A 21,813-nucleotide genomic window follows, 5' to 3' on the forward strand; every position below is an offset into this window, starting at 1 on the left:
TCAGTTCCCGCCGAAGGCACCGGCGCCGGCCAGCGCGGTGTCCATGTCCTCGACGACGGCCTCGGTCTGCTCCAACTCGGCCAACGCCTGCTCGCGGGCCTTGCCCTCGGGCAACGCCTCGATGACCGCGCGGCGTTTGGTCGAAGCGTCGCGGATCTCGGCGAGACGTTCGCGGGTCAGTTCCTGCTTCTCGTCGAGCTTGGGCAGCCACGCAGGCACCGATGCCTTGAAGTATTCACGCAGCGCGGCGATGACCGGATCGTTGGCGCCCTTGGAGATGAACGGTCCGCGCAGCGCGACGACGTCCTCGGTGGTGGGGGTGATCGACTGGGAGATACGGCGGGTCATGGTGATCCTTTCGAGGGTGTTTTTCCGGTGTTGCGGTAGCGGATGGACTCTCGGCACGAGAGCCACTGATCAAGGTCGGCCCATCGGTGCGATGCGGCACGGTCACAAGGTCATACGGGCGCTCCTACGGAGTCGGGATCGGGCAGGGCTACGACGCCGGTCGCATCGAAGGTGATGCGGGTCTTGACGCGGCCGGTGCCCACGATCAGAACGGTCGAGCTGACCTCGCCCTTCTTGTTGCGGCGCACCTCGACGTCGTCGACGGTGACCGGCACCAGCTCGCCGCCGGAGTCGTCGAGAAGCACCGTCTGACCGGCCTGCACACTCGACGCCGGAATGGCATCGGCGAAGTCGTCGTCTTCCACCTCCGGTTCCGAGGCCGACTCGGGCTCTGCCTTGACCATCGACACCGCGGCATCGTCGGAACGACCCGCCCCGATGACGACCGGCTCGGGCACGCTGCCGTGGCTGCGGGCCCGCTTCGCCAGCGCCCGCTCGGATTCGATGAATTCGGCCAACTCCGACGAGTAACAGGTGAACTGCGGCGCCTCCGCCGGCACCAACCCGTCGATGATCGCCTTCTCGCTCTCCGAGAGCTGGTTCCACTTGTTCGGGTGCTTGTCGACGTTCGGGGTCCACCACATCTGCGCATCGACCGGATTACCGTCGTCGCCGAGGGCGATCCCGCGGCCTTTGACCGAGGTGTCGACCTCCCGCCCGACGGTGGAGTCGCCCCACATCATCAGCGCGCCGTCCTGCGAGAGATTGCCGAGGGAAATGCGGGTGCCGAAGTTGTCGCGCGCATTACCCGAGGCGCCGCCGAACAGGGACGCATCCGGGCGCTGCACCCCGAGCAACAGTCGGATGCCGGCCGAGCGCGCGAGCACCGCCAGATCCGCCCACGCGCCGAGCGGATCGAGTTCCTTGAGCTGCGTCTTGGTTTCGTCGTCGCCGGTCTTGGCCAGGCGCTGCCACTTGCCGGAGAGGATGAAGAACTCGTCGAGCACCGCGATCATCAGCGGCAGCTGCGAGCCTTCGATCTTCATCTGATGGATGTAGGCGTTGCGCGCCATCATTTCGGTGTGCAGGGCGCGCACGAACATCGCCGCGCGCAGCGCGTCGTAGATGATCGCCCCGCACCCCGGGTAGCCCTCGAGGCCGTCGAGTTCGATCATCTTCGGATCGACCCCGACGAACGGGATCCCGCGCCGCGCCGCTTCGGTGAGCAGCGTGCGGATCACGGAGGTCTTGCCACCGCCGGTGGGGCCGACGATCAGGCAGTGCGGCTTGTTCGAGCTGGTGGACACATCCCAGAACATGATCCGGTCCGCGGCACCGGTCGCATAGGGCAGGTGCCGCAGGTTCTCGTCGACCAATTCGAGGGGGTGGTCCACACGCGTGGGCATGGCAGTGACCAAACGCATCACGAGGAATCCTCTGCTCGGATACCAATCAGTGGTCCAATTGCGGCCTGACTCGTGCTCCCCCGCCAACGAGGCGAGCGCTTCCTCGACTTTCATTTGGAAGCCGGGCGAGCCGGTATTCATCGACTTGTCGAAGGTGATCCGATAGCCGGTCTCGATGCCGTTCTCATCGATCGTTTCAACGGTGACCTTGGGGTCGGAGAAGATCGACGCCGCATCGAGCGCGTCCTGAAGAGCCTTCTGCCGTTCGCTGCGGGTGTCCGGGGCGATCGATGTGCGGGTGAGGACGAGTCGGTCGCGGTGCGCGTCGTGCCGCACCGTCATCGCCCACGAGTCGTTGCCACCGAATGCCGACTCGACCGCTTGGGAGAATTCCTCGAACTGCTTGGGTCGGATCACCGCACCACGCGGCAGCTTGATCGTCGCGCGGCGCATCGTGCGCCGACCAGCGGACAGCGGAACAGTCACCTTCGTGGGCAGGTGACCGGTGCTCTGCCGGACCATCGATTCGAGCATCTGCGACCACCGGCGGGCACGGTGACGGACAAGGTCGAGACCGATCAGCGGTGCGGTCGCTACCGCCAGCGGCCACCGGTAGTCGTGCAGCTGAGTCAGCACGTCGATCGCAGCCTGGTTGCCGGCTGCGGAGGCAATGAGATGGGAGCTGGCGAAGGCCGTTGCGGCAGGTACCGCAGTGAACGGTGAGAACGGCACGAAGCGCGAGACTCCGGTGGGGCGGCCATCGTCACCGATCCGGGGGCCGCGAGCATCGCCACTGTCTCCGACCGTGTCGCGCCACACAGCGACCAACCAGTCTTTGAGTGGGTCTGGAGTTCCGCTCACTGCCTGTGCCTTTCGCTCGTGTCGACGTCGCTGACGATGTGGCTGCTGTTCGGTGGGTGCGAGCAGAGTTACAGAGGGGTGCTGTTTTCACCAACAGGGTGGACACCTTCCGCCCTTTCGAGCGATGGCATGTCGCATCGGGACGCCGGCCGCCGATTGACGTGCTCTCCAACATGTTCGGCAGACGCTTAAGGCGCGTACGTCCCCTGTTCGTTCGATCGCTGCATCGAGCGCTCTTCCACTCGGCTGGGCGCCGCTGTTTGGAGCGCTCGAATCAGCGGTCGAAAACCTGTGTGCGCATCGCTTTGCCGAGCGCTCGACATGGCGGTCGTCGATGCACGTGCGTCGCGCTCTTCGAGCGCTCGCTGGAGTGGTCGCGCGCCGCGCGAAAGAGTGCTCGATCGTGCGAGTCGCCCCGCCTTCACGATCGCTCCGATGAGCGGTCACGACAGCGTTGGACGTCACCGCCGCTGCGCGTGTGTACGACCAGTGCATCGAGCGCTTGAAATAGCGTTCGACATGGGCGGTCGCGAATAGCGTTGGCGCTCGGCGGAATTCTGAGTTACACTCCCCCCCAAGGAACGCCGGGGGGGAGTGACCCCGGAGGGGTAGGCGCTACGAGCGCTTTTTCGAGCGGTCGAATCCACCGCTCGAATCGATCCCCCAATCCACCGCTGATTTCATGCGCTCACACGAGCGCTCTTCCCCCCGTGCGCGTACGTCTGACCCGCGCCGCCCTTCTCCCGTGCTCGATCACCGCCGGGCGACCACCACTGCCGCATCGCGCGAGAGTGGCGCTGGGATAGGCGTACTGGGTACCCATATGAGAGCTATAACTGCTACCGCCCCATAGGCATCGACGAGCGCATCGTTGCGTGGACGCTGAGAGCGAGCTCGTGGACACTGCTACGGCCCACCGTCGGATGCGTCATGTCTGCACCGCATTTCGGGGGCGCTCGGCGGTGCGTGTCCGTCTCGTTCGATCTGCTTGTCGACCTCTGCGGACACACGCGATAGGTGCGGTCACCCTGTTGGGGAAAAACGTCTCGCCGTTTTACGGTCTCGCCCATCCCAACTCGGGTGTATCGACCGAACCATCAATGGAGCGCTCATGTCTCTCGCGTCAAGCTTGGCCGAACTGGCGATCACAACGATCCCCACCGGCGACGCACTCGCCCAGACCACCGAGGTCAGCACCACGGGGGTGCGCGCATGGATCGAAGACAACATCGTCTTCACGATCCTCATTCTCATCGCGTGCGTGGTGCTGATGGGTGGCCTGCGCGGCAACCTGTCGAAGGTCGTCACCGTCGGCGGCCTGTCGCTGGCAGGCATGGCGTATCTGGGCGTCGCGACGAACCCCAACGCGGCGACCGGGATCGGCAACTGGCTCCTCGGTCTGGTCGGCATCCAGGTCTGACCGCTACCTGCAACCACCGGCCGACGACTGAAGGGCACGACCGTGATCGACAACGACGACATGCTGCACCGCGTGGACCGGCACTATCTCGGCCCGACCGGCTTCACACTGCCGTTCCGAGTGCGCTACGGAGCGGTCGGAATCGGCTTCGTCATCCCCGTGGCGATCTTCATCATCGCCCGCGCGATCGTGCACGTCCCGATCAACTTCCAGTCGATCGTGATCATCCTCGCGCTCGGTGTCGTGCTCACCTCGAAGGTCACGAAATACGTCAACGCCGATCGCCCACTGCGGTCGGTGCTCAAAGCCGCATGGAACGACCTGAACGCCCCACGCCCGCCCAAGGGCACTGTCACGTTGTTGAAGTCGGCGAACTGGGAGAATCGGTGGGGTGAGCACCGCACTACTGTCGTACAAAGGCCACAGATACCCGGCCGAGATCATCAACCACTGCGTGTGGTTGTACTTCCGGTTTCCGCTCAGCTTCCGTGAAGTCGAGGAGATGATGCTCGAACGCGGTGTCGTGGTGAGTTACGAGACGATCCGCCGGTGGTGCGCCAAGTTCGGGCAGTCCTACGCCAACGCGCTGCGCCGACGGCGGGCCCGGCCCGGTGACAAGTGGTACCTCGACGAGGTCTTCATTAAAATCAACGGCACACTGCATTACTTATGGCGGGCGGTCGACCAGGATGGAAACGTGCTCGACGTGCTGGTCCAGTCCCGCCGAAACGCGTTGGCGGCCAAACGGTTCTTCCGCAAGCTGCTCAAAAGTCTGGAGTATGTGCCGCGGGTGATCGTCACCGACAAACTCGGCAGCTACCAGGTCGCCCACCGCGAACTGCTGGGATCGGTCGAGCATCGCCAGTCGAAGTACTTGAATAATCGCGCCGAGAACTCGCACCAACCGACCCGACAACGCGAACGTGCGATGAAACGCTTCACCTCACCTGGGCACGCGCAACGATTCCTGTCAGCGTTCAGCAGCATCTCACCTCACTTCCGGCCCCGCCGGCATCGACTAACCGCGACCGAGTGGCGCACCGAGATGGCCGACCGATTCGCGGTCTGGGAGGAAGTCACCGTGACCGACGCCGCCTGAAGTGAACGGCCCGAAGATGTTCCGTAGCAGTTCGTCCCAAACGAGCTGTGCCGCTATACTTTTCGATTAACGTGACAGTGCCGTTTTCCTCCCATGGCGACGAAGCAGCGGGGCCCCGGGCGACCGTCATTCGGCGAGCGCATGCGCGTGCCCGTCCGTATGGCCCCTGAGGTGTACGAGGCACTTCGGGTGGAAGCCAGGTCTAGAGGCGTCTCGATGTCTCAATACTTGGCTGACCTCGCCGCCATCAATCTTGGCCTGCCCGAGGCCGTAGTTCCACCTGCAGATGAGGAGGCAATTTCAGCGTGAAGCGGTGGCCGGCCCGCGCCCGGCCAACAGTTGAACACCCCGCAACCCTGAAATGACTGATCCCGGCCCACTGGCAGGTGGACCGGGATCGAAAGTCAAGAGTTCGAGTTACCGCTCAAACTCGGTGTTGCTCACCAATTAGGAGAGCTGTGCTTCCAGGCACCTCTCAGGGTAAGTCATACCCATCGGATGGTCCAGTCGATCCGATCGGCGTGTCTAGCTCTGACAGTGACAACCTCATGATCCCTCCCGGCGTTTCCGGAGAGCTCATGGTGTGAGCGCTTCCTCCGGATTGAGGGTGCGCATGCGATCGTAGTGGAGTTGCTCTGCCCGGTCGGGGGTGAGGTCGTGGCAGTAGCTGTGTGGTCGTTCTCGGTTGTAGAACGCCACCCATTCGGCGGTGCCCAGCGACAACTCAGTGGCTCCATGGAACAGGGGCTGGTTGTCGACCAGTTCGTTCTTGTAGTCCGAGTTCACCGATTCGGCCAGGGCATTGTCGAAACTGTCCCCGACGGTGCCGATAGAGGCCGCGATCCCTTCCTCGGCCAATCGCTGCCCGAACACGATGGCAGTATACTGCGATCCGGCGTCGCTATGATGGACGAGTTTGCTCAAATCGACTACCCCGCAACGTTTTCTGTTGTCGATCGCATTGTTGATCGCATCGGTCACCAAGTTCACCGTCATCTCCGTGGCCACCTTCCAGCCGACGATCTTGCGGGCGAACACGTCAGTCACGAAGGCTGTGTACGCCCAACCGGATTCGGTGCGGCAGTAGGTGAAATCGGCCACCCACAGGCGGTTGGGTGCCGCGGCATAAAACTGCCGGTCGACCAGATCCGTCGGCCGCTTGGCCGCCGCGTCAGGGATGGTCGTGCGCACCCGTTTCTTCTTGATCGCGCCGTGCCATCCCATCTCCCGCATGACCCGTTCAACCGTGCAACGGGCGACATCTAATCCGTTGCTGCGCAGCATTATCCATGTCTTTCGTGAGCCCAGAACGCGGGTCAGGGGTTTGTTCTTGCGGAGCATGAAGATCGCATCGATGACCTGCGCGTCAGCGAGCATACGGGCGCTCGGCCCGCGGTTGATGTGGTCGTAGTATGTGGACGGGGCGATGCGCCAGCCGTGCTCAGAGAGCACGGCGCACATCGAATCGACACCCCAGATAAGACCATCCGCACCCACCCGATGTCCCTGGTGGGTGCGGATGAAGTCCACAATTACCGGTGTGGCCGGTCGATTTCGGCCGCGAAGAAAACCGACGCCGCTTTCAGGATGCCGTTGGCCCGTTTGAGTTCGGCGACCTCCTGTTTGAGCCTGCGGATCTCCTCGTTGTCGGCCCTCGAGGCGCCTTCCGCATCAGCGGCCGGGGCCTTACGAACCCACTGACGGACAGTCTCCGCCGAGGTCACCCCCAACAGATCTGCGGTCTTGCGCATCGCCGGCCACTCCGCCGACCCGTGGGCCACCAACTGGGCCACCATGTCCACGGCGTCTCGCTTCAACTCAGCCGAGTACCGCTTCGATCCTGCTGCCATAGGTTTCATCCTCCCTTGAGAGGAGCCCTCCGGAAATCCCGGGAGGGATCATCATACCCCCCGATCCCACCTGGTGGTGGGACTCTGTGGTGTGCGCGTGGAGTCCGCGCCCGTATGTGCGCGTCGACACGCACAAGGCGCACACCTTCGCCGCCGCCAGGCGTCTCACCGACGGCGCGCCGGGGGAGGGGACGCCTTTCGCGCTGCACTTGACCGATGAATCGGGCAAGTTTCGGCTCCTCGCCCTGGATTTTGACGCCCACCATGCTGGCTCAACCGCGGACACAGACCTTGCAGCGTGCACAGCTGCCTTGACTGGCGCGGGCATCGAGCATCTGGTGTGCTCGTCAGGACCTGGTGGGGGATACCACGTATGGATCCGGCTGAGCACCGCCATCTCCCCGCACCGCCTGGCACCGCTCATCGACGCTTTCTGCGCCATGTGGCCCTCGCTGGATCGGGGCCCGCTGTCCAATTCGCGCACGGGTTGTGTCCGCGCCCCGGGCTCGCCCCACCGCGCCGGCGGCACAGCAGTGCCCCTGACAGATCCGTATATCCGCCCGGTGTCCCTGCGAGCGTTGCGCACGCTGCTCACGCAGCTGACACAACCCCCTCAGACCAAGGGCACCTCCACCGCCGGTGCTGGGATCGCCCCGGTTCCTGTGCACGTCGATGCGCAAGGCCATCCGTACCTCTCCGGACCCAGACGCCCCCTGAACCCTCAGATCCGTGCCCTTGCCCGCGCCCCGATCACCGACCGCACCGATGCCTCCGCGGTGGGGTGGTCGATCCTGTTGACCTGCGCCCACGCCCGGATGCAGTACCGCGACGTGCACGAGGCCGCTTTCAACGACCGCTGGCCCGGCCTGGAATTTGTCCGCACCCGCCGCACCAGTGCGGCGGAACGCACCCCTCGATTCGACGCAGCAGCCGAGTTGGCCCGCCAGTGGGCCAAAGCGGTCACCGCGGCCAGCTACACCAACCGCGACACTTCGGGCCCCTCACCTGCCCGCCACGCCGCCGAAGCGGCTGTCGCCGACCTGCTCACCCGCATGAACGCCCAACCCGCCAGGTGGGCCGGCAAGACCGGAACCCAGGACCGCCTCGTGCTCCTGGCACTGGCAGCCCGCACGCTCGCAGCCGCCACCGACACCGTGCACCTGTCCGAACGCGACTGGGCCCTCGCGGCAGGCCTGACCAGGGACACCGTCGCCGACCGCCTCAAGACCCTGGTGCAGCAGGGGTGGGTCGCCCGCGTGCAGCAAGCAGCGGGCCCCTGGGCCGCAGTGTGGCGGATCGTAGAGCCTGGGGGCGGGGAACAGAGAAGTGGCGCAGTATTTTCCCCAGAAATGGATCGCCAGCTCCGGGACGAGCTCGCGTGTGCTCGGGAGGACATTTGGCACGCCCGCCCACTCGGGGTGCTGGGTATGCGCGTGTGGACACAGCTGGCCTCTGGCCGCTTATCGGTGCGTGAGCTGGCGACCACACTGGGTATCTGCCCGGCGACTGTGCGCAGTAAACTGCGCGCGCTGCGCTCTCTGGGTCTGTGCACCGCTGACGGCCGGGTATACCGCGGTCGTTCGCGGTTAGCGCGAGCGGCTGTTGCTGCTGGTGTTGATGGTGCGCACGCTGATCGGGTGCGCCTGTACCGGCTGCATTCGGCGGTGTTTGTGTGGTGGTTCACCACCCGACATCAGCCGGAGCGCTCCGACGCGTTGGCCGAGTGGGGCGAGTTCCCCAACCCTGCTGAGGCTGAACAGGTCCATCCGACTGACATCGCGCTGGCCTACGGCGCCACCGCCACCGGCCCGCCAGTATCAGCCACCACCTGGGGCGCGGCGATGGCTGCCCAAGATCGCCATCGCGAGACCGACCCCGAAAGCTGGTGGGAACTGGTCGCCGCAGCCCGCGCGGCACTACCCGCCCCCGACATGCTGCTCGCACCCCACCAATGGGCCCGCACCGCCGCCTGACCACTGGCGCCGAACGAGCAGGGGCGAGTCACCACAGGTCGGGGGAGGAGTCGGTAGACGGCCCCCATGGCCAGCTCGTCGTGGTGTGGGTCTCCGGGCCGCGTTCTTGTTCTGCGGCACGGTGGGCCAGATAGGACTCAGCGAAGTCGTCAGACGCTGCGGGCGCCGGCGCGGTGGTGAGCGAGCCGTATGTGGTCGCTAGCCACGCTGCCAGTTCGGTGTCGGTGGCCGGCGCGATTGGGGGAGGGGTGGGCAGGGCATCCCGGTCCCGCTCCTGGTTTGTCGCGTGACGTATCCGGTGCGCGATGACGGCCCCTGGATTGTCGGCGGTCTCCAGGTTCGCGGTGGCCTCGGCCCACAGCTCGCGGGGGTCGTGGCCGGTGGTGGCGGCGTCGGTCCAGGCTCGGGCGAGGACGTCGTATTGGTCGCCTCCGGGCTCGAGGTGTCGGCCGTAGAGGCGCGGCAGGGCGTCGATGTACGTGGGCAGCGTGGAGCTGGTGAAGGCTTGGGCAGCGAGGTCGACGCCGTGGCGGTACAGCGCTTCAATGCGCGCCGGGTCGGTGGCGCCTGTCATCTCCTCGCGCAGTGTTGCGGTCGCGGAGGCTTGGTGGGTGTCGCGCCTGAGAATGGCGGCCAGTACCTCGGCGGCGGTGGGGGCGTCGTGGTCGCCGGCTGAGTGCATGTGGGCGTCCTCGGCAGACAGGTCGACCGTGGGTTCGCACACGGCGTAGGCGCGGTTCTCCTTCTTGCCGCGGGTCATCGCGACGTACAGGCCGGCACGGTCCACCGAGGTGTCGACGACTGCGTGGGTGACATCGACGGTGGCGCCCTGGGCACGGTGGATAGTCGTCGCGTAGCCCAGGTGCATGCTCTTGCTCGCGTAGCTGGCCGGCACGACCATCTCGTTGCCGGTGCCCCAGTCACGCACGCTTAGTGAGCCGTCGTCGGCGATGCCGGTGAGGGTGAATAGTTGGCCGTTGATCACCCGGCCGAGGTACTTGCTGTCGGAGGTGTAGAGCTTGGCGTTCTCACGGGCGATGATCGTGTCGCCGACGCCGACGGTGTCGCCTCGGGAAAGGCGCGTGGTGCGAGTGTCGTCGACGTGTCCGTGGGCGATCCGGTCGGCGCGGATGACCTCGTTGAGCGAGTCGACGTCGCTGTTGTTCGAGGCGATGACCAGGCTCTTGCGGCCGGCCTTGGTGTCGTCGAGGAAGGCTTGAACGGCGTCGGTGAGCATCTGCTCGCGGTGTCCGCCACGGATCCAGCCGCGGTGCGCGTAGAGGCCCAGGGCGTCGGTGTTGCCTTCGCGGAGGGCGAGCGTTGCCTCGGCCTGTTCGGTGTCTGCTCCCATGCGCATGACTTCGCTCAGTTCGACTGTTCCCGGGGTGCGGGTCAGGTCGGCGAACAGGCCGCCGGTCTCGACGGCGGCGAGCTGTTTGGGGTCTCCGATCAGGCGCAGGACGGCGCCGGATTCGGCGGCGATTTCGGTCAGCGCGGCGAGGTTTTCGGTGCTGGCCATGCCCGCTTCGTCGACTAGCAGCATGTCGCCGGGGCGGATGGTCACCGGCAGCGCCTCGAGGCTACGGCCCGGGGCGCATGGGTTGCGGCCGAGCCAGGTGAAGGTCACCGAGTCGATGGTGTGGCAGTCGGTGCCGATGTCGCCGGCCAGCACGCTGGCCGCTGCCGCGGAGGGCGCTAGACCGATGACGTGGCGGCCCGTGTTCTCCCACGCCTGCACGACCACTTTCATGGCGGTGGTCTTGCCGGTGCCGGCCGGTCCGACGCCGGCGGCGAGCAGGGTTCCAGCGCCGACGAGGTGGTGGGCCAGTTCCTTCTGGCCGGTGTTGAGCGGCCAGCCTGTGGTCCTGGCGTGGGCGGCAAGTGCCTTCTCGAGCGTGGCGCGGGATGCGATCACTGTCACCGGGGTGCGGGCTGCATCGAGGACGCGGGTCTCGGCGTCGAGCACGGCTTGGGTGGTGTACTTCTCCGCGTTGGCGTGCCGGTCGATTCCTGCGCCAGTGTGACCGGTCAGGGGCTCGGGCAGGATCAGTGGCTCAGGCGGCGTCAGCTCCACCATGAGCTCGCGAAGCGCGATGTCCATGACCTTGGCGTGGGCCTGGTCGAGGGCGCCTGAGGAGGCGAACCGGTAGCCCTTTAGAGCTGTGGATACGGCGGTGTCGACGTGCGACCGGCGGAACTGAGCGCGGCGTGACGACACCGACCTCACGGCCTGCTCAGCGACCTGTCGGGCGTGGCTGTCGGTGTCAAAAACCTTGCGCTGCGCATCGACGGTGGCCTGCTCGGTGACGTCGCGGACAACGGACGAGACGGCGTCGGCGCCGATGGCCTGCTCAGCCACCTGGCGCCAGGTGGCACGGTGCTCATCGAGGGATTGGGCGGGCTTTTTGGCGTCGCGGGTATCGAGGATCGCCTTCTGCCACAGGGCGTACGCCGCTCGCTGGGTGGGCTGGCGTCCGCATCTCTCTACGTACTGGGCAACGAGCTGCTCGTAGACCGGGCGCGCTAGTGCTCGACGCGTGGAGAACACGTCGATGAGACGGCGGTCGATGCCCTTGATCTCCCAGATCGGTGCCTTGTCCGGGTGCGGGTAGTGCGCCTGGAACTCCAGACCCATCCGGCGGGAGAGCAGGTCGTTCAGGACAGCGTCGTAGCGAGCCGAGATCGCCTGGTGCATCTGGTGGATCGTCCGCGAATCCAGCGTGCGCCACCGGCCGTCGGGGCCTTGCACCTTGTTGGCGATCAACACGTGCGAGTGCAGGTCCGGGTCCCCGCCACGGGTGTCAAAATGCGTGAACTCAGCGGCGACGATGCCCCTGGTTTTCACCTGCTCGATGCCGCCGGCACCCACGCGGGTGTAGATCGCATTGTCCTCGGCCCATCGCAGGGCCTCGGCCACGGCCTCATGGTGTAGCGCCGCCACTTTCGAGGCCGTGCGCTCGTCGGACAGCGCCCACAGAACGCTGACACTTTTGACCGGTGAGAAGGTGAAATCGAACCCGGCGACGGCCTGGCGGACCTTGTCCCGTTCGCGGTTTACCCAGGCGATGACGTCCTTGCCGGAGGCGTGTTCGTAGCCGAACTCATCGCGATAGAACGGGCGGGCGACGCTCTCGGCGAGTTGGTTTCTCTCGTCGGGAGTGGGGCGGCGCCCCTCGGCGGCGAGGAACGCCTTCTCAGCGGCGGAGATCGCCGCGAGCACGGGGACATCTCCGGAGTACAGGGGGTAGGCCCGGCCCAGCTTGCAGGCGCCCAGGCTCTTCCCTTCGGCCATCATCTGATCGGTGTCCGGGTGTAGCCCTTCGCCGTACAGGGCGGCCATTTGGAGCTCTCCCACGACTGCGCCGGCAGTTGCTGTCTCAGAGAGCAGGCCGGTCAATCCGCTGCCGATCCACCGCCCGGGCGGTGTTCCTTTGGCCGCGTAGTAGTCCGACAGCGATTTGCCCTCGGGGTCAGCGTCGTGGGTGGCGACCGAGCGCAGCAGGTACTGGTATCCAGTACCCGCGTGTACCGCTCGGAGGCTCATCATGAGCCCCAGCGTAGAGCCGCCGCGGGGCGGCGTCTACGCACGACGCGTCGGCGGCGCGCTGAGCAGGCATTTTCCGGACGTCACTAGTAGTGCCTACTGTGTATGGCAGTTCAGGGGGAGCGGAAGCGAGACCGTGGGTTTGCGGAAGTCGGGAGCGAAGCGACGACGACGTGAAGTGACGGGGTGCGGCACGGAGGCGGTCGTGGGGGAGCGGGTGAGGATTGCGGGGGACCGGGTGGGCCCATAGGCTTCGGTCATGGCCACGACGAAGTCTGACTCACGTTCTCAGACCGCACGGGCTCGCGCCCGTCAGGCGATGTCCCTCGAGCTGGAGCGGGCGCGTAAGCGTGAGTCCAAGCTCGTGGCCGTGTTCTCGGCGATCGACGCACGCGAGGAAGCAGAAGCGGCTCTGGGCAGCGCACTCATCGAACTCCGGGACCTCGGCGTCGCCCAGGCCGACCTGGCCGAGATGACCGGCCTGTCCGCCCGCGAGGTGGGGGCGGCGATCCGCAGCGCCAAGGACAGTGGCACCAGCGCCGAGCAGGCCACCCCGTCCAACGACGACGCGGCCGGCCAGAACAACGGCGAGCACCCCTCGGACGACCGCGGTGCCGAGCAGTACTGATCCCCCAGGCGGCCCGTGGTTCGACGACATCCCGCTGCCCGGGATGGACTACGCACCACGGGCCCAGCCGTTCCCTCTCCGATCCAGGCCCTACGATCCGGACCTAGCCCCCACTGATGCCGCAATCGCGGCATTTGCCTCCCGCGTGGTCAAAGCGCCCGGCAACGGATGCTGGATCTGGACCGGAGCGGTATCCGATGGGTACGGCAGGATCAGTTGGCGCTCAGCCGGCGTCAGCCGCACCGAGTACGCCCACCGGTTCGCGCTACTGATCGCGGGCCAGCTCCGCGAGGGCGTGATCGGCGAACACCGCTGCAACGAACCGCTGTGCGTGCGCGTCGACCCGGGGCACCTCATCGCCTCCACCCAATCAGCGAACCTGCTCTACGCCGTCGCTTGCGGGCGCACCGGGATCATCCGCAACCCCGCCGAACGACGAGATCGCCACGCCCGATCTGTGGCCGTCCGCGACGCCGTCGCCGGCGGATGGTACGCGGGCGCCTACGCCCGCGTCAGCGGCAACACCGCACCACTCGACACGCCCCCGCTGTTCTAGCCCTGACGTACACTCACCCACAACAAAGGCCCCGCCACACGGCGGGGCCTTTCCTGCGCCAACCCGACACGAGAAGTGTCAGCGGGCGGTGGCGAGCCGCCGCTCCCGGCGCAGCTGCCAGTACCTCGGAATCGTCCAGCGAAGCGGCGTCTTGTCGATCACCACCAGGGCAAGCCGCGACCGGTAGTGCACGTCGTTGCGCACCGCGAAGTACCAGTGCCCAACGAACCACGCCAACAACCCGAGTGCCATCACCGTGGGCGCCCAACTGCTCGACTGCAACACCCCACAGAACCCGATCACCTCGCAGAAGCCCCCGACCCTGCGGGCCAACGGAGGCACCAACACCGCGGCCACAGCCACAACGGCGACCGCCTGGAGAGCAGTCTGTGAATCCCACATGGCCGGTCTCCCCTCAGAGGATCTGTGGAACAGGAATGTCAACAGAAAGCACGTAGTTCAGTATCTGCACCATCTTCTCTATCGCCTGCTGCGCGACCCAGAAGGTCGCCACCACTGGCACCTCCAGCACTGACATGTCCGTCACTATCGCCGCAACCAAGACCGCACCACACACAATCGCAAAGCGGATCGGCTGCGGGACCAGTCTCCACAGATCCCTAGCCTCTTCAAGCAGGTCGAAAGTCGTCACGGGACCCAGCATGGCAAGCACGTACGACATCACCACTGGATCCAGGATGAGAGGATCGCGCTGTGAGCAAGACGATCATTGTCCTGGACACCAACATCTTGGTGCGGCGCCCCTTTCTGGATTCATCCGAGTGGACGGATCTCTCCAACCGCTCAGACGAGTGGCATCTCCACTTCTTAGTCCCTGATGTTGTTCTGATGGAGACCGTGAACGTTGTTCGCCGGGACTGGAAGCCAGATAAGAGCCGTCTGGAGCAGCTCTCCTCATGGGTTCACGAGCTCGGTATGGGTGAGGCTCTTCAGTCGATCCTCGCCGCGGCCGACGATCGCGCCGCCACCTACGAGACCTCGCTCAGGGACCGGCTTGACGACCTGGGGTTTGAGATCGAGCCTTTGCCCGCCACGATCGACCACCTGGACATTGCAAGCAGAGCGTCTGAGCGTCGGGCACCCTACGGCGTCGCTGGTGAGGGAGAAAGCGCGAAATCCAAGGATGGCTACCGGGACACCTTGATCTGGTTCTGCGTGCTTGATGTCGCGCAGAGGCATCCCGAGTGCGATGTGTGGTTCGTCAGCGACAACTTCAAGGACTTCGGCGCGAAGCCGACTAGCAAGGACACCCGTGACACCGCGGACTATCCGTTGGACTGGCACTCTGAGTTGGTGCCTGAGCTAGGCAACTTGGGCCTGTCAGGTCGAGTGTTCTATGCACGTAGCCTGCGTCGTTTGGAGCAACACCTTCTGGCTAAGTTCTCGCCACTCGAGGACGCGGACCGTGACTCATTGTGGGGAACGGTCGATAGGCACGAACTTGATTCCGTCTTGTTACAAGTTCTCTTGTCCACGGCCCTCGACCCGCGATCTGCCGCTCTCCCCCTAGACACGATGACCGCGAGGATTGCCTCGTCGGTCCGCTCAAGCGATAGTGTGACGCTCTCCGAGGCCGCGTACCGGGCAGGCGGAGCCTGGACAGCGCGGTTTACTTGCGAAGTAGATGCCGGCATTGAGGTCTCCAGGCGATCTGGAGATGTCGAGCTGGTGAGGAAGAGACTCACTCTGGCTGGACGTATTGAGCTCACTGCCGACAACCAAGTATCTGACGTGACGGTTGAATCCATCCGGGCACAAGAAGATGATCCACAGCATCGGGCATGGGAACGAGCTGACGCAGTCGCCTGGGCGGGTCACCCCTTCAGCAACATCGGTGCTGACGCAGTCGCCCGGATGAACGACTCTCTCAACACCCTCGCCGCCGACGCAGTCGCCCGGGCGGGTCACCCCTTCAGCAACATCGGTGCTGACGCAGTCGCCCGAATGAACGACTCTCTCAACACCCTCGCCGCCGACGCAGTCGCCCGGGCGGGTCACCCCTTCAGCAACATCGGTGCTGACGCAGTCGCCCGAATGAACGACTCTCTCAACACCCTCGCCGCCGACGCAGTCGCCCGAATGGGTTTTGGTGCGTAGCGTGCGCTGCCGGCGCGCATTCGTAGTCGGCCGCGGTTCCACGGACCTAGGCGTCGTGCCACGAGGGTGTCTGTTCACGGGCGTTCGGCGAGGATGGTGCTGACTTCTTCCATCTGCCGGACCCATTGCGCGGTTGCCGTAGAACGCAGCTCCACGAGATTAAGCATCCTCGCTAGGTCGTCAGCGAGATCGCGGGTGAATATCGGTTCGTGGTGTGCCATGCGGTTCCGCAACTTCCGGATGGCCTCCAGGTCGCCGCGGATCTGTCCGCGAAGCGCTTTGGCGGTGGCCTGGGTGGCATTGGGAAATAGGGACAGAATTTGGTGGTCCCAGATACGCACGTCGTGGCGAGCGGTGAACATGGCCTGCCAGAACGAGAACTTCAACTCTGCGACCACTTTGCCTGCGGTCTGTTCACGACTTCGAGTCTGGGTTAGGTCACGCTGTGGGTTGTAGATAGGCCCCTTGGGTGAAGGAAGACTCTGCTCGAAAGTCTGGTTCCACGGCCATCTGGGCCCGTATACGGCGGTAAGTGCCTCGTCGACCGCATTGCGTGTGGAGATCTCGGCGAAGTGGGAGGGCAGCATCAGTGCGGCGGCGATGCGCGCGTTCCAGCCGTACAGCGCCATGGCTCCGGCGGCGTCCCCGCCGGCCGCCGTGATGTAGGTACTAGCTCGAGGGGCACTCAATACAGCTTGGATGGCTGCGGCATCAGTGGGCTTGGCGGGCGGCACTCTGAGAACGTACACTTGACGTACTAGCCGTGGGACTTGCGGGCGTAAGCCTCCCCCCACGGACATAGGAATGAAGGAAGGGGCCTCGCAGCGCGAGGTCCCTTCCTTGTTGTGTCTCGGTTTTCACGACTGCGTCCACCGAGATGGGCAACGGGAGGCGTTGATGGCTACGGGGGTCGAGGTGTTGGAATCGTCGGTGATGACGAGGCCTAGCTATCTTGTGGCGGCAGGGGTGACTCGTCGTCGTTTTCTGTCTGGTCGGTACATGGCTCTGTAGCCGACTCATCCGCAACGTCGTCCTTCACGCGGGGAGTAGAGCCGCACGAGACGGGAGGTGGGAACGATGGGCTGGGATGTTGAGGGCAGGAAGCGCCGCATCCTCGACGCGGCGGTGGCCGAGTTCGCCGCGCACGGGCCGCACGGCACGACCATCGAGCGCATCGCCAAGGCCGCCGGGGTGAACAAGGAGCGCGTCTACACGCACTTCGGGGGCAAGGACAGACTTTTCGCCACCGTACTGCGCGAGGAACTGGCGAAGGTAGCCCGCGACGTGCCCGTCGAATCATTCGCAACCGAGGACGTGGGCGACTACGCCGGGCGCGTCTACGACTACCACCGCGAGCACCCCGAACTCGGCAGGCTCATGCGCTGGGAAGGGCTCGTCTTCGACACCGAAGTACCCGACGAGGCCGAGCGGCGCGAATACTACGGATACAAAGTCGCCGCCATGACCGACGGACAGGCCAAGGGCACAGTAACGAGCGACCTCGACGCCGACCACCTGATGTTCCTCGTGCTCTCACTCGCCGGATGGTGGTCAGCGGTACCGCAGGTCGCCCGCATGATCACCGGAGCCGAGAGCGACGCCGAACACGCACGCCGCCGTGCCTCCGTCGTCACCGCTGCCCGAAGACTCATCGGGCAGTAATCAGGTCACGAAGTTCGCCGAGAAGACTAGTCACTTCATCGAACCGAACTCCGAAAGTTCCCTCGAACTTTGTGACGCCAACTCTTGCCAGCGACACTCTGTGCGACGCTCTCGCGCTGACGCTCGGCTCCATCAGTCATCTGCCCCCTATCTCAGTGAGGCACGTATTTTACGGCGGGGCCGTAGTGCGCACCTCTCTCACGAGACGACTCGTGAGGGAGGCCAGAGTGAAGGGTGGAGTGAAGCTGTTCCACGGCAGCGGTGCTGCCGCGCGCGCCTATGTCGAGGCCGACCGCTCCCGCGCTGACGAGTACTACCTCGGCGCAGACCAGGCCGTGGCCGAGTACGCCGTGATCGACGCGACCGGCGAGGTCACCGCTGCTCGGTCGCTGTCGGCGGATGAGTACGAAGCCTGGGTCGATTGGGTGAACCCGGACACCGGGGAGTCGATGGGTACCCCGCGCAAGCCGGGCAAGGTGCGTCGGGGGTCGCCGTTGTTCGCGGAGATGACGATCAACGCGCCGAAGAGCCTGTCGGTCGCCGCCGCACTCCACCCGGACGTGTCCGAGGCGTTGGACGCGACGCAGCGGGATGCGGCGCGGGAGATTCAGCACTTCCTTGGTCAGCATTCGGTCACGTTGGCGGGGCCGCGCGGCGCGCAGGAGGTGCTGCCGGTCGAGCACATGCAGACCGTCGCGATCACGCACAAGACGAGTCGTGCGGGTGATCCGCACCGGCATATCCATTTCCAGATTGGCACGAGGGTGTGGGCGGGCGGGAAGTGGCGGGCGCTGACCACGGCGGCGTTGTTCCAGCAGCAGGGCGCGATCCGTGCTCTCGGTACGGCGGTGATCGCCGCGCACCCCCAGCTCGCCGCCACGCTCTCCGAGCATGGCCTGACCCTCGACCCCGTAAGCGGTGAGGTTGTGGAGTTGGAGCCGTTCAACGCCGTCATGTCGAAGCGGTCGGCGCAGATCAGACGCAACCTGGAACGCATGGAGGCCGAGTGGCAAGCGAAGCATCCCGGCGAGACGCCCGGCCCGGTGTTGACCGCTCGGATGCAGGACGCGGCGTGGGCGTTCCAGCGGCCCGGCAAGAAACCGGCGGACTTGAAGAACGAGCAGTGGTGGCAGCAGGAACTCCGAGACGCCGGCTACCACCCCGAGAGCTTGCAGCACCCCGACACCGTTGCGCCGGCATCGCTGGATGACCTCAGCGTGCAACAGGTCGCCAGTCGTGCGCTGGATCGCTGCGCGGCGGCTGCATCGACCTGGACACCGCACACCGTGCGAGAGCACGTCACCCGCATCACCACCGAGGCAGGCGTGCAAGCGACCCCGGCGGAGTTGCGCGAGTTCATCGACCTCGCCACCGGACTCGCCGCCTCGGATTGTTTCTCGGTGCTGCCGCCGGGCATGGTGCAACCCGAGCACGTCGCCCACCTCACCAGCCTTGGCGTCGTCGCCGCCGAGACCGCACTCCGCGACCAACTCACCGCCGCGACGCCGGAACGGGAGCCGAAGCACCCCGACGTGACCGACGCTGCGCAAGCCGCCGGACTCGACACCGGGCAGACCGTGGCCGCCGCTGCCGTCGCCTCGACCAACCCGCTCGTGATTGTCGAGGGCGCGGCGGGCGCAGGCAAGACCACCATGCTCGGCGTCGCCATCGAGGTTGCAGCCGAGCACGGGCGATCCTCGCGGGTGGTTGCGCCGACGTTGCGTGCGGCGCAGGTCGCCCACGAAGAACTCGGCGTGCCCGCAACCTCCGTCGCGGCGCTCGTGTATGCGCATGGGTGGCGGTGGAACGAGGACGGCGTATGGACACGCCTCGCACCCGGCGACACCGACCCTGCAACCGGGAACATCTACACCGGCCCACCAAACGACGCCGTGCTGTCGCGGGGTGAGCGGGTGATCGTGGACGAAGCGGGGATGCTCGACCAGGACACCGCCCTCGCTCTGCTGACCGTCACCGCCGAGGCAGGCGCGTCGGTCGCGTTCGTGGGCGACCGGGCGCAGCTCCCGGCGGTCGGGCGCGGCGGGGTGCTCGACATGGCCGCCCAGATTCGTGGCCGTACCTACGACATGACCGAACTCCACAGGTTCACCGATGCCGAGTATGCGGCGTTGACGTTGGTCATGCGTGACCGGGAGCACCCCGGCGACGTGTTCGACCGACTCGCCACGATGGGCCTCGTGACCTTGCATGCCGACGAGGAAGCGGCCCGCGAGCACATCACCGCCCACGCCCACGACGGCGAAGCGATCACCGTCGCCACCAACGACGAGGCCACCGAGCTGAACGAGCACATCCGCGCCGGGCGGGTCGAGCGCGGCGAGGTCGACGACACTATGACGACGACCGGCAGCGACGGGCTGAGCATCGGCGCTGGCGACCTGATCCAGACCCGGAAGAACAGCAGCGACCTCGGCGTGGCAAACCGGCAGCAATGGATCGTGCAGCATGTGACCGACGAGGGCAGCGTCTACGCCCGCGAAGTCAGCGGCGGAGGCAAGCACAGCCGCACCGTCGCCCTCCCCGCCGAGTACGTGAGCGAGTGGGCGCACCTGTCGTATGCCGCGACCGCCTACGGCGTCCAAGGCGCAACCGTCGATGCCTCCCACACGGCCTTGTCGGAGGCGACGAGCGCGGCAGGCGTCTACGTCGGCATGACGAGAGGCCGCCAACAGAACCAACTCCACGTCGTCGCCGCTGATATGGCGGATGCGCGGGCGCGGTTCGTTGAGGCGATGGAACGCGACCCGGCAGACCGTGGCCTCGACCACGCCACCGCCCAAGCCATCGACGCCGTGCAAGGCCTCGTCAGCGATGGCCCCGTGCAGCTCATCACCGAAGAACTCGCCCGCCTCACCGCCGAAGCCGAACGAGCCGAACGTGCGGCGGAACGCTGGGAGCAGACCGCTGCCAGGTTCGACGCCCAGCGCGCAACACACAAGACCGAGGACGACGAGCACGCCGACGTGCTCCGCCACGCCGAGGACGAGGCGGCGCGCATCCGTGCCGAAATCGCGGAACCGTTGACGGTGCAGGCCGAGGCAGACGGCACCACCTATCTCGATGCTGTCGAGCGCGAGGCCGCCGCAAGCAGCCGACTCGCCACCGTCGGCAGGCTCGGCAGGCGCAAGGCCCGCGCGGAGCACCGCCAGACGAGCGAGCACACCCGGACGGTTCGGGCACGGGTGCGCGAAACATGGGGCGAACCACCCCGCACCACCGACACCCTGCCCGAGTGGGCGGCACGACAGGCCGAGCGTCGCGCCGAGGCCGATCCCCGCGTGATCGACGCCGCCCAGCACGTCGAGGCCGCGCGAGCCGACCGTGACGAGTTGCGGCAGCGGCACGAGCAGGAACGCCGGGCGTTGCTGGTCAGCGAGTACGGGCCGCAGGCGGTGATGCGCCACCGGGTCGGGATGCGACTGCCGAACCCAGCACAGCAAGCAGGACAGGCGCACCAGCAAGCCACCGCGCTCCGAGCCGAGGCCGACTACCTCCGCGCGCTACCGATCCGCGACGCCGCCGCACGGATCGAAACCACCCGCGCCGAGCACGAAGCAAGGCAGCAAGCACTCGCCGAACGCGAACGGCAACTCCGCGAGCCGACCGAACGCGACCCGCGGCGCAACGACCCGCGACATGACGGGCCAGCACGCGGCCTATGAGCATCAGCAGCACGTCGCGTCGGCGTGACGTTCACAGCAGCCCCGCAACCCGAGCCACAGACGCCCAGCGCGATTGTCGGCCGTTCGACGTACACTTGAATACATGACACCCGACACCGCAACTCTGATCCGAGACGGCCTCGCGCTCGACGCCGATCAGCGCGCGGTCGTCGCTAACGCCCTGCTCGAAAGCCTCCATGATGCAGACGACGAGAGCGAGGTCGATGCAGCCTGGCGTGCCGAGGCTACCCGGCGACTGGCCGAGGTGCGTGAAGGTGCGGTCGATCTGGTGGATGCCGACGAGCACTACGAGCGTTTGCGCGCCTTGCTCACCGCATGACCTTGGCCCAGCGAGAGCACCCCGAGGCCGTCGCGGAGTTCGACGCCGCCGTGCGCTGGTACGAAGACCAGGAGCCAGGGATCGGCCTTGCGCTCATCGACCGAGCAAGGCAAGCCCGGAAAGACCTCGACCAATGGCCGAACGCCGCCCCACCATTCACGACCGCTGACGATGGCACCGTGATCCGCAGCAAGGCCGTTCGCGGATACCCGTACCGCATCGTCTACACGGTGGAGCCGGACACGATCCTGATCCTCGCCTACGCCCACGAGCGCCGCGAACCCGGCTACTGGCTCCACCGGCTGAACGACTGAACAGCACGCCG

18 protein-coding genes are annotated in these 21,813 nt (G+C 66.1%); 11 read left to right on the forward strand and 7 right to left on the reverse strand.

Annotated elements, in window-relative coordinates; translation table 11 throughout:
* Positions 1 to 348: a hypothetical protein gene (locus KXC42_RS24415; RefSeq protein ID WP_064257753.1), complete on the reverse strand. Its 348-nt coding sequence runs from the start codon at positions 346 to 348 to the stop codon at positions 1 to 3.
* A gap of 110 nt (positions 349 to 458) precedes the next feature.
* Positions 459 to 2,615, reverse strand: coding sequence for a type IV secretory system conjugative DNA transfer family protein (locus tag KXC42_RS24420; protein WP_068156917.1), 2,157 nt, complete (start codon positions 2,613 to 2,615; stop codon positions 459 to 461).
* Between the two features lie 1,111 nt (positions 2,616 to 3,726).
* Here KXC42_RS24420 and KXC42_RS24425 point away from each other — a divergent pair.
* The 3 genes from KXC42_RS24425 to KXC42_RS24435 are packed head-to-tail and all read left to right on the forward strand — an operon-like array spanning position 3,727 to position 5,134.
* Positions 3,727 to 4,035 (forward strand): hypothetical protein, encoded by a 309-nt coding sequence (locus KXC42_RS24425; protein WP_068156914.1) that lies wholly within the window; start codon positions 3,727 to 3,729, stop codon positions 4,033 to 4,035.
* A 42-nt stretch (positions 4,036 to 4,077) separates the two neighbouring features.
* Complete coding sequence (locus tag KXC42_RS24430; RefSeq protein WP_219130559.1) at positions 4,078 to 4,527, forward strand: hypothetical protein; 450 nt, start codon at positions 4,078 to 4,080, stop codon at positions 4,525 to 4,527.
* The gene (locus KXC42_RS24435) at positions 4,427 to 5,134 is read left to right on the forward strand and encodes an IS6 family transposase (protein WP_064257844.1); all 708 of its coding nucleotides are present in this window, start codon (positions 4,427 to 4,429) and stop codon (positions 5,132 to 5,134) included. Before KXC42_RS24430 ends, KXC42_RS24435 begins: the two co-directional genes overlap by 101 nt.
* Positions 5,135 to 5,710: 576 nt before the next feature.
* Here the strand turns inward: KXC42_RS24435 and KXC42_RS24440 are convergent.
* A protein-coding gene (locus tag KXC42_RS24440; protein ID WP_156354424.1) for an IS3 family transposase occupies positions 5,711 to 6,984 on the reverse strand; the annotation gives its coding sequence in 2 pieces (ribosomal slippage) (positions 5,711 to 6,705 and positions 6,705 to 6,984; 1,275 coding nt in all).
* Between the two features lie 116 nt (positions 6,985 to 7,100).
* Between KXC42_RS24440 and KXC42_RS24445 the strand changes: the two genes are divergently transcribed.
* Positions 7,101 to 8,957 (forward strand): helix-turn-helix domain-containing protein, encoded by a 1,857-nt coding sequence (locus KXC42_RS24445; protein ID WP_219130560.1) that lies wholly within the window; start codon positions 7,101 to 7,103, stop codon positions 8,955 to 8,957.
* Positions 8,958 to 8,985: 28 nt separating this feature from the next.
* Here the strand turns inward: KXC42_RS24445 and mobF (KXC42_RS24450) are convergent, their stop codons facing one another.
* On the reverse strand, positions 8,986 to 12,504 hold the full coding sequence (gene mobF, locus KXC42_RS24450) for a MobF family relaxase (protein ID WP_257606218.1): 3,519 nt from the start codon (positions 12,502 to 12,504) through the stop codon (positions 8,986 to 8,988).
* 316 nt (positions 12,505 to 12,820) lie between these two features.
* Between mobF (KXC42_RS24450) and KXC42_RS24455 the strand changes: the two genes are divergently transcribed.
* Positions 12,821 to 13,129 (forward strand): hypothetical protein, encoded by a 309-nt coding sequence (locus tag KXC42_RS24455; protein WP_257606219.1) that lies wholly within the window; start codon positions 12,821 to 12,823, stop codon positions 13,127 to 13,129.
* Positions 13,130 to 13,274: 145 nt separating this feature from the next.
* Positions 13,275 to 13,685: a hypothetical protein gene (locus tag KXC42_RS24460; protein WP_257606220.1), complete on the forward strand. Its 411-nt coding sequence runs from the start codon at positions 13,275 to 13,277 to the stop codon at positions 13,683 to 13,685.
* Between the two features lie 78 nt (positions 13,686 to 13,763).
* Here the strand turns inward: KXC42_RS24460 and KXC42_RS24465 are convergent, their stop codons facing one another.
* Together KXC42_RS24465 and KXC42_RS24470 are read right to left on the reverse strand one after the other, a co-directional pair.
* Entirely contained in the window at positions 13,764 to 14,087 is a 324-nt protein-coding gene (locus KXC42_RS24465; protein WP_219130562.1) for a hypothetical protein, read from the reverse strand.
* A gap of 13 nt (positions 14,088 to 14,100) precedes the next feature.
* Positions 14,101 to 14,337, reverse strand: a complete 237-nt coding sequence (locus KXC42_RS24470; protein ID WP_219130563.1) for a hypothetical protein — start codon at positions 14,335 to 14,337, stop codon at positions 14,101 to 14,103.
* 62 nt (positions 14,338 to 14,399) lie between these two features.
* Between KXC42_RS24470 and KXC42_RS24475 the strand changes: the two genes are divergently transcribed.
* Positions 14,400 to 15,803, forward strand: a complete 1,404-nt coding sequence (locus KXC42_RS24475; protein WP_219130564.1) for a PIN domain-containing protein — start codon at positions 14,400 to 14,402, stop codon at positions 15,801 to 15,803.
* Between the two features lie 74 nt (positions 15,804 to 15,877).
* Here KXC42_RS24475 and KXC42_RS24480 read toward each other — a convergent pair whose 3' ends face one another.
* Positions 15,878 to 16,432, reverse strand: a complete 555-nt coding sequence (locus KXC42_RS24480) for a hypothetical protein (protein ID WP_257606221.1) — start codon at positions 16,430 to 16,432, stop codon at positions 15,878 to 15,880.
* A gap of 448 nt (positions 16,433 to 16,880) precedes the next feature.
* On the opposite strand from KXC42_RS24480, the gene KXC42_RS24485 reads away from it, so the two are divergent.
* From KXC42_RS24485 to KXC42_RS24500, 4 genes are all read left to right on the forward strand, one after another.
* Positions 16,881 to 17,465: a TetR family transcriptional regulator gene (locus KXC42_RS24485; protein WP_024476687.1), complete on the forward strand. Its 585-nt coding sequence runs from the start codon at positions 16,881 to 16,883 to the stop codon at positions 17,463 to 17,465.
* Positions 17,466 to 17,692: 227 nt separating this feature from the next.
* Complete coding sequence (gene mobF / locus KXC42_RS24490) at positions 17,693 to 21,148, forward strand: MobF family relaxase (protein WP_024476686.1); 3,456 nt, start codon at positions 17,693 to 17,695, stop codon at positions 21,146 to 21,148.
* A gap of 103 nt (positions 21,149 to 21,251) precedes the next feature.
* Positions 21,252 to 21,488, forward strand: a complete 237-nt coding sequence (locus tag KXC42_RS24495; RefSeq protein ID WP_024476685.1) for an addiction module protein — start codon at positions 21,252 to 21,254, stop codon at positions 21,486 to 21,488.
* On the forward strand, positions 21,485 to 21,802 hold the full coding sequence (locus tag KXC42_RS24500) for a type II toxin-antitoxin system RelE/ParE family toxin (RefSeq protein WP_024476684.1): 318 nt from the start codon (positions 21,485 to 21,487) through the stop codon (positions 21,800 to 21,802). The genes KXC42_RS24495 and KXC42_RS24500 overlap by 4 nt, the downstream gene beginning before the upstream one ends.
* Positions 21,803 to 21,813: the final 11 nt, after the last annotated feature.

Source organism: Rhodococcus sp. LW-XY12 (assembly GCF_019317345.1).
Taxonomy (GTDB): Bacteria; Actinomycetota; Actinomycetes; order Mycobacteriales; family Mycobacteriaceae; genus Rhodococcus; species Rhodococcus pyridinivorans.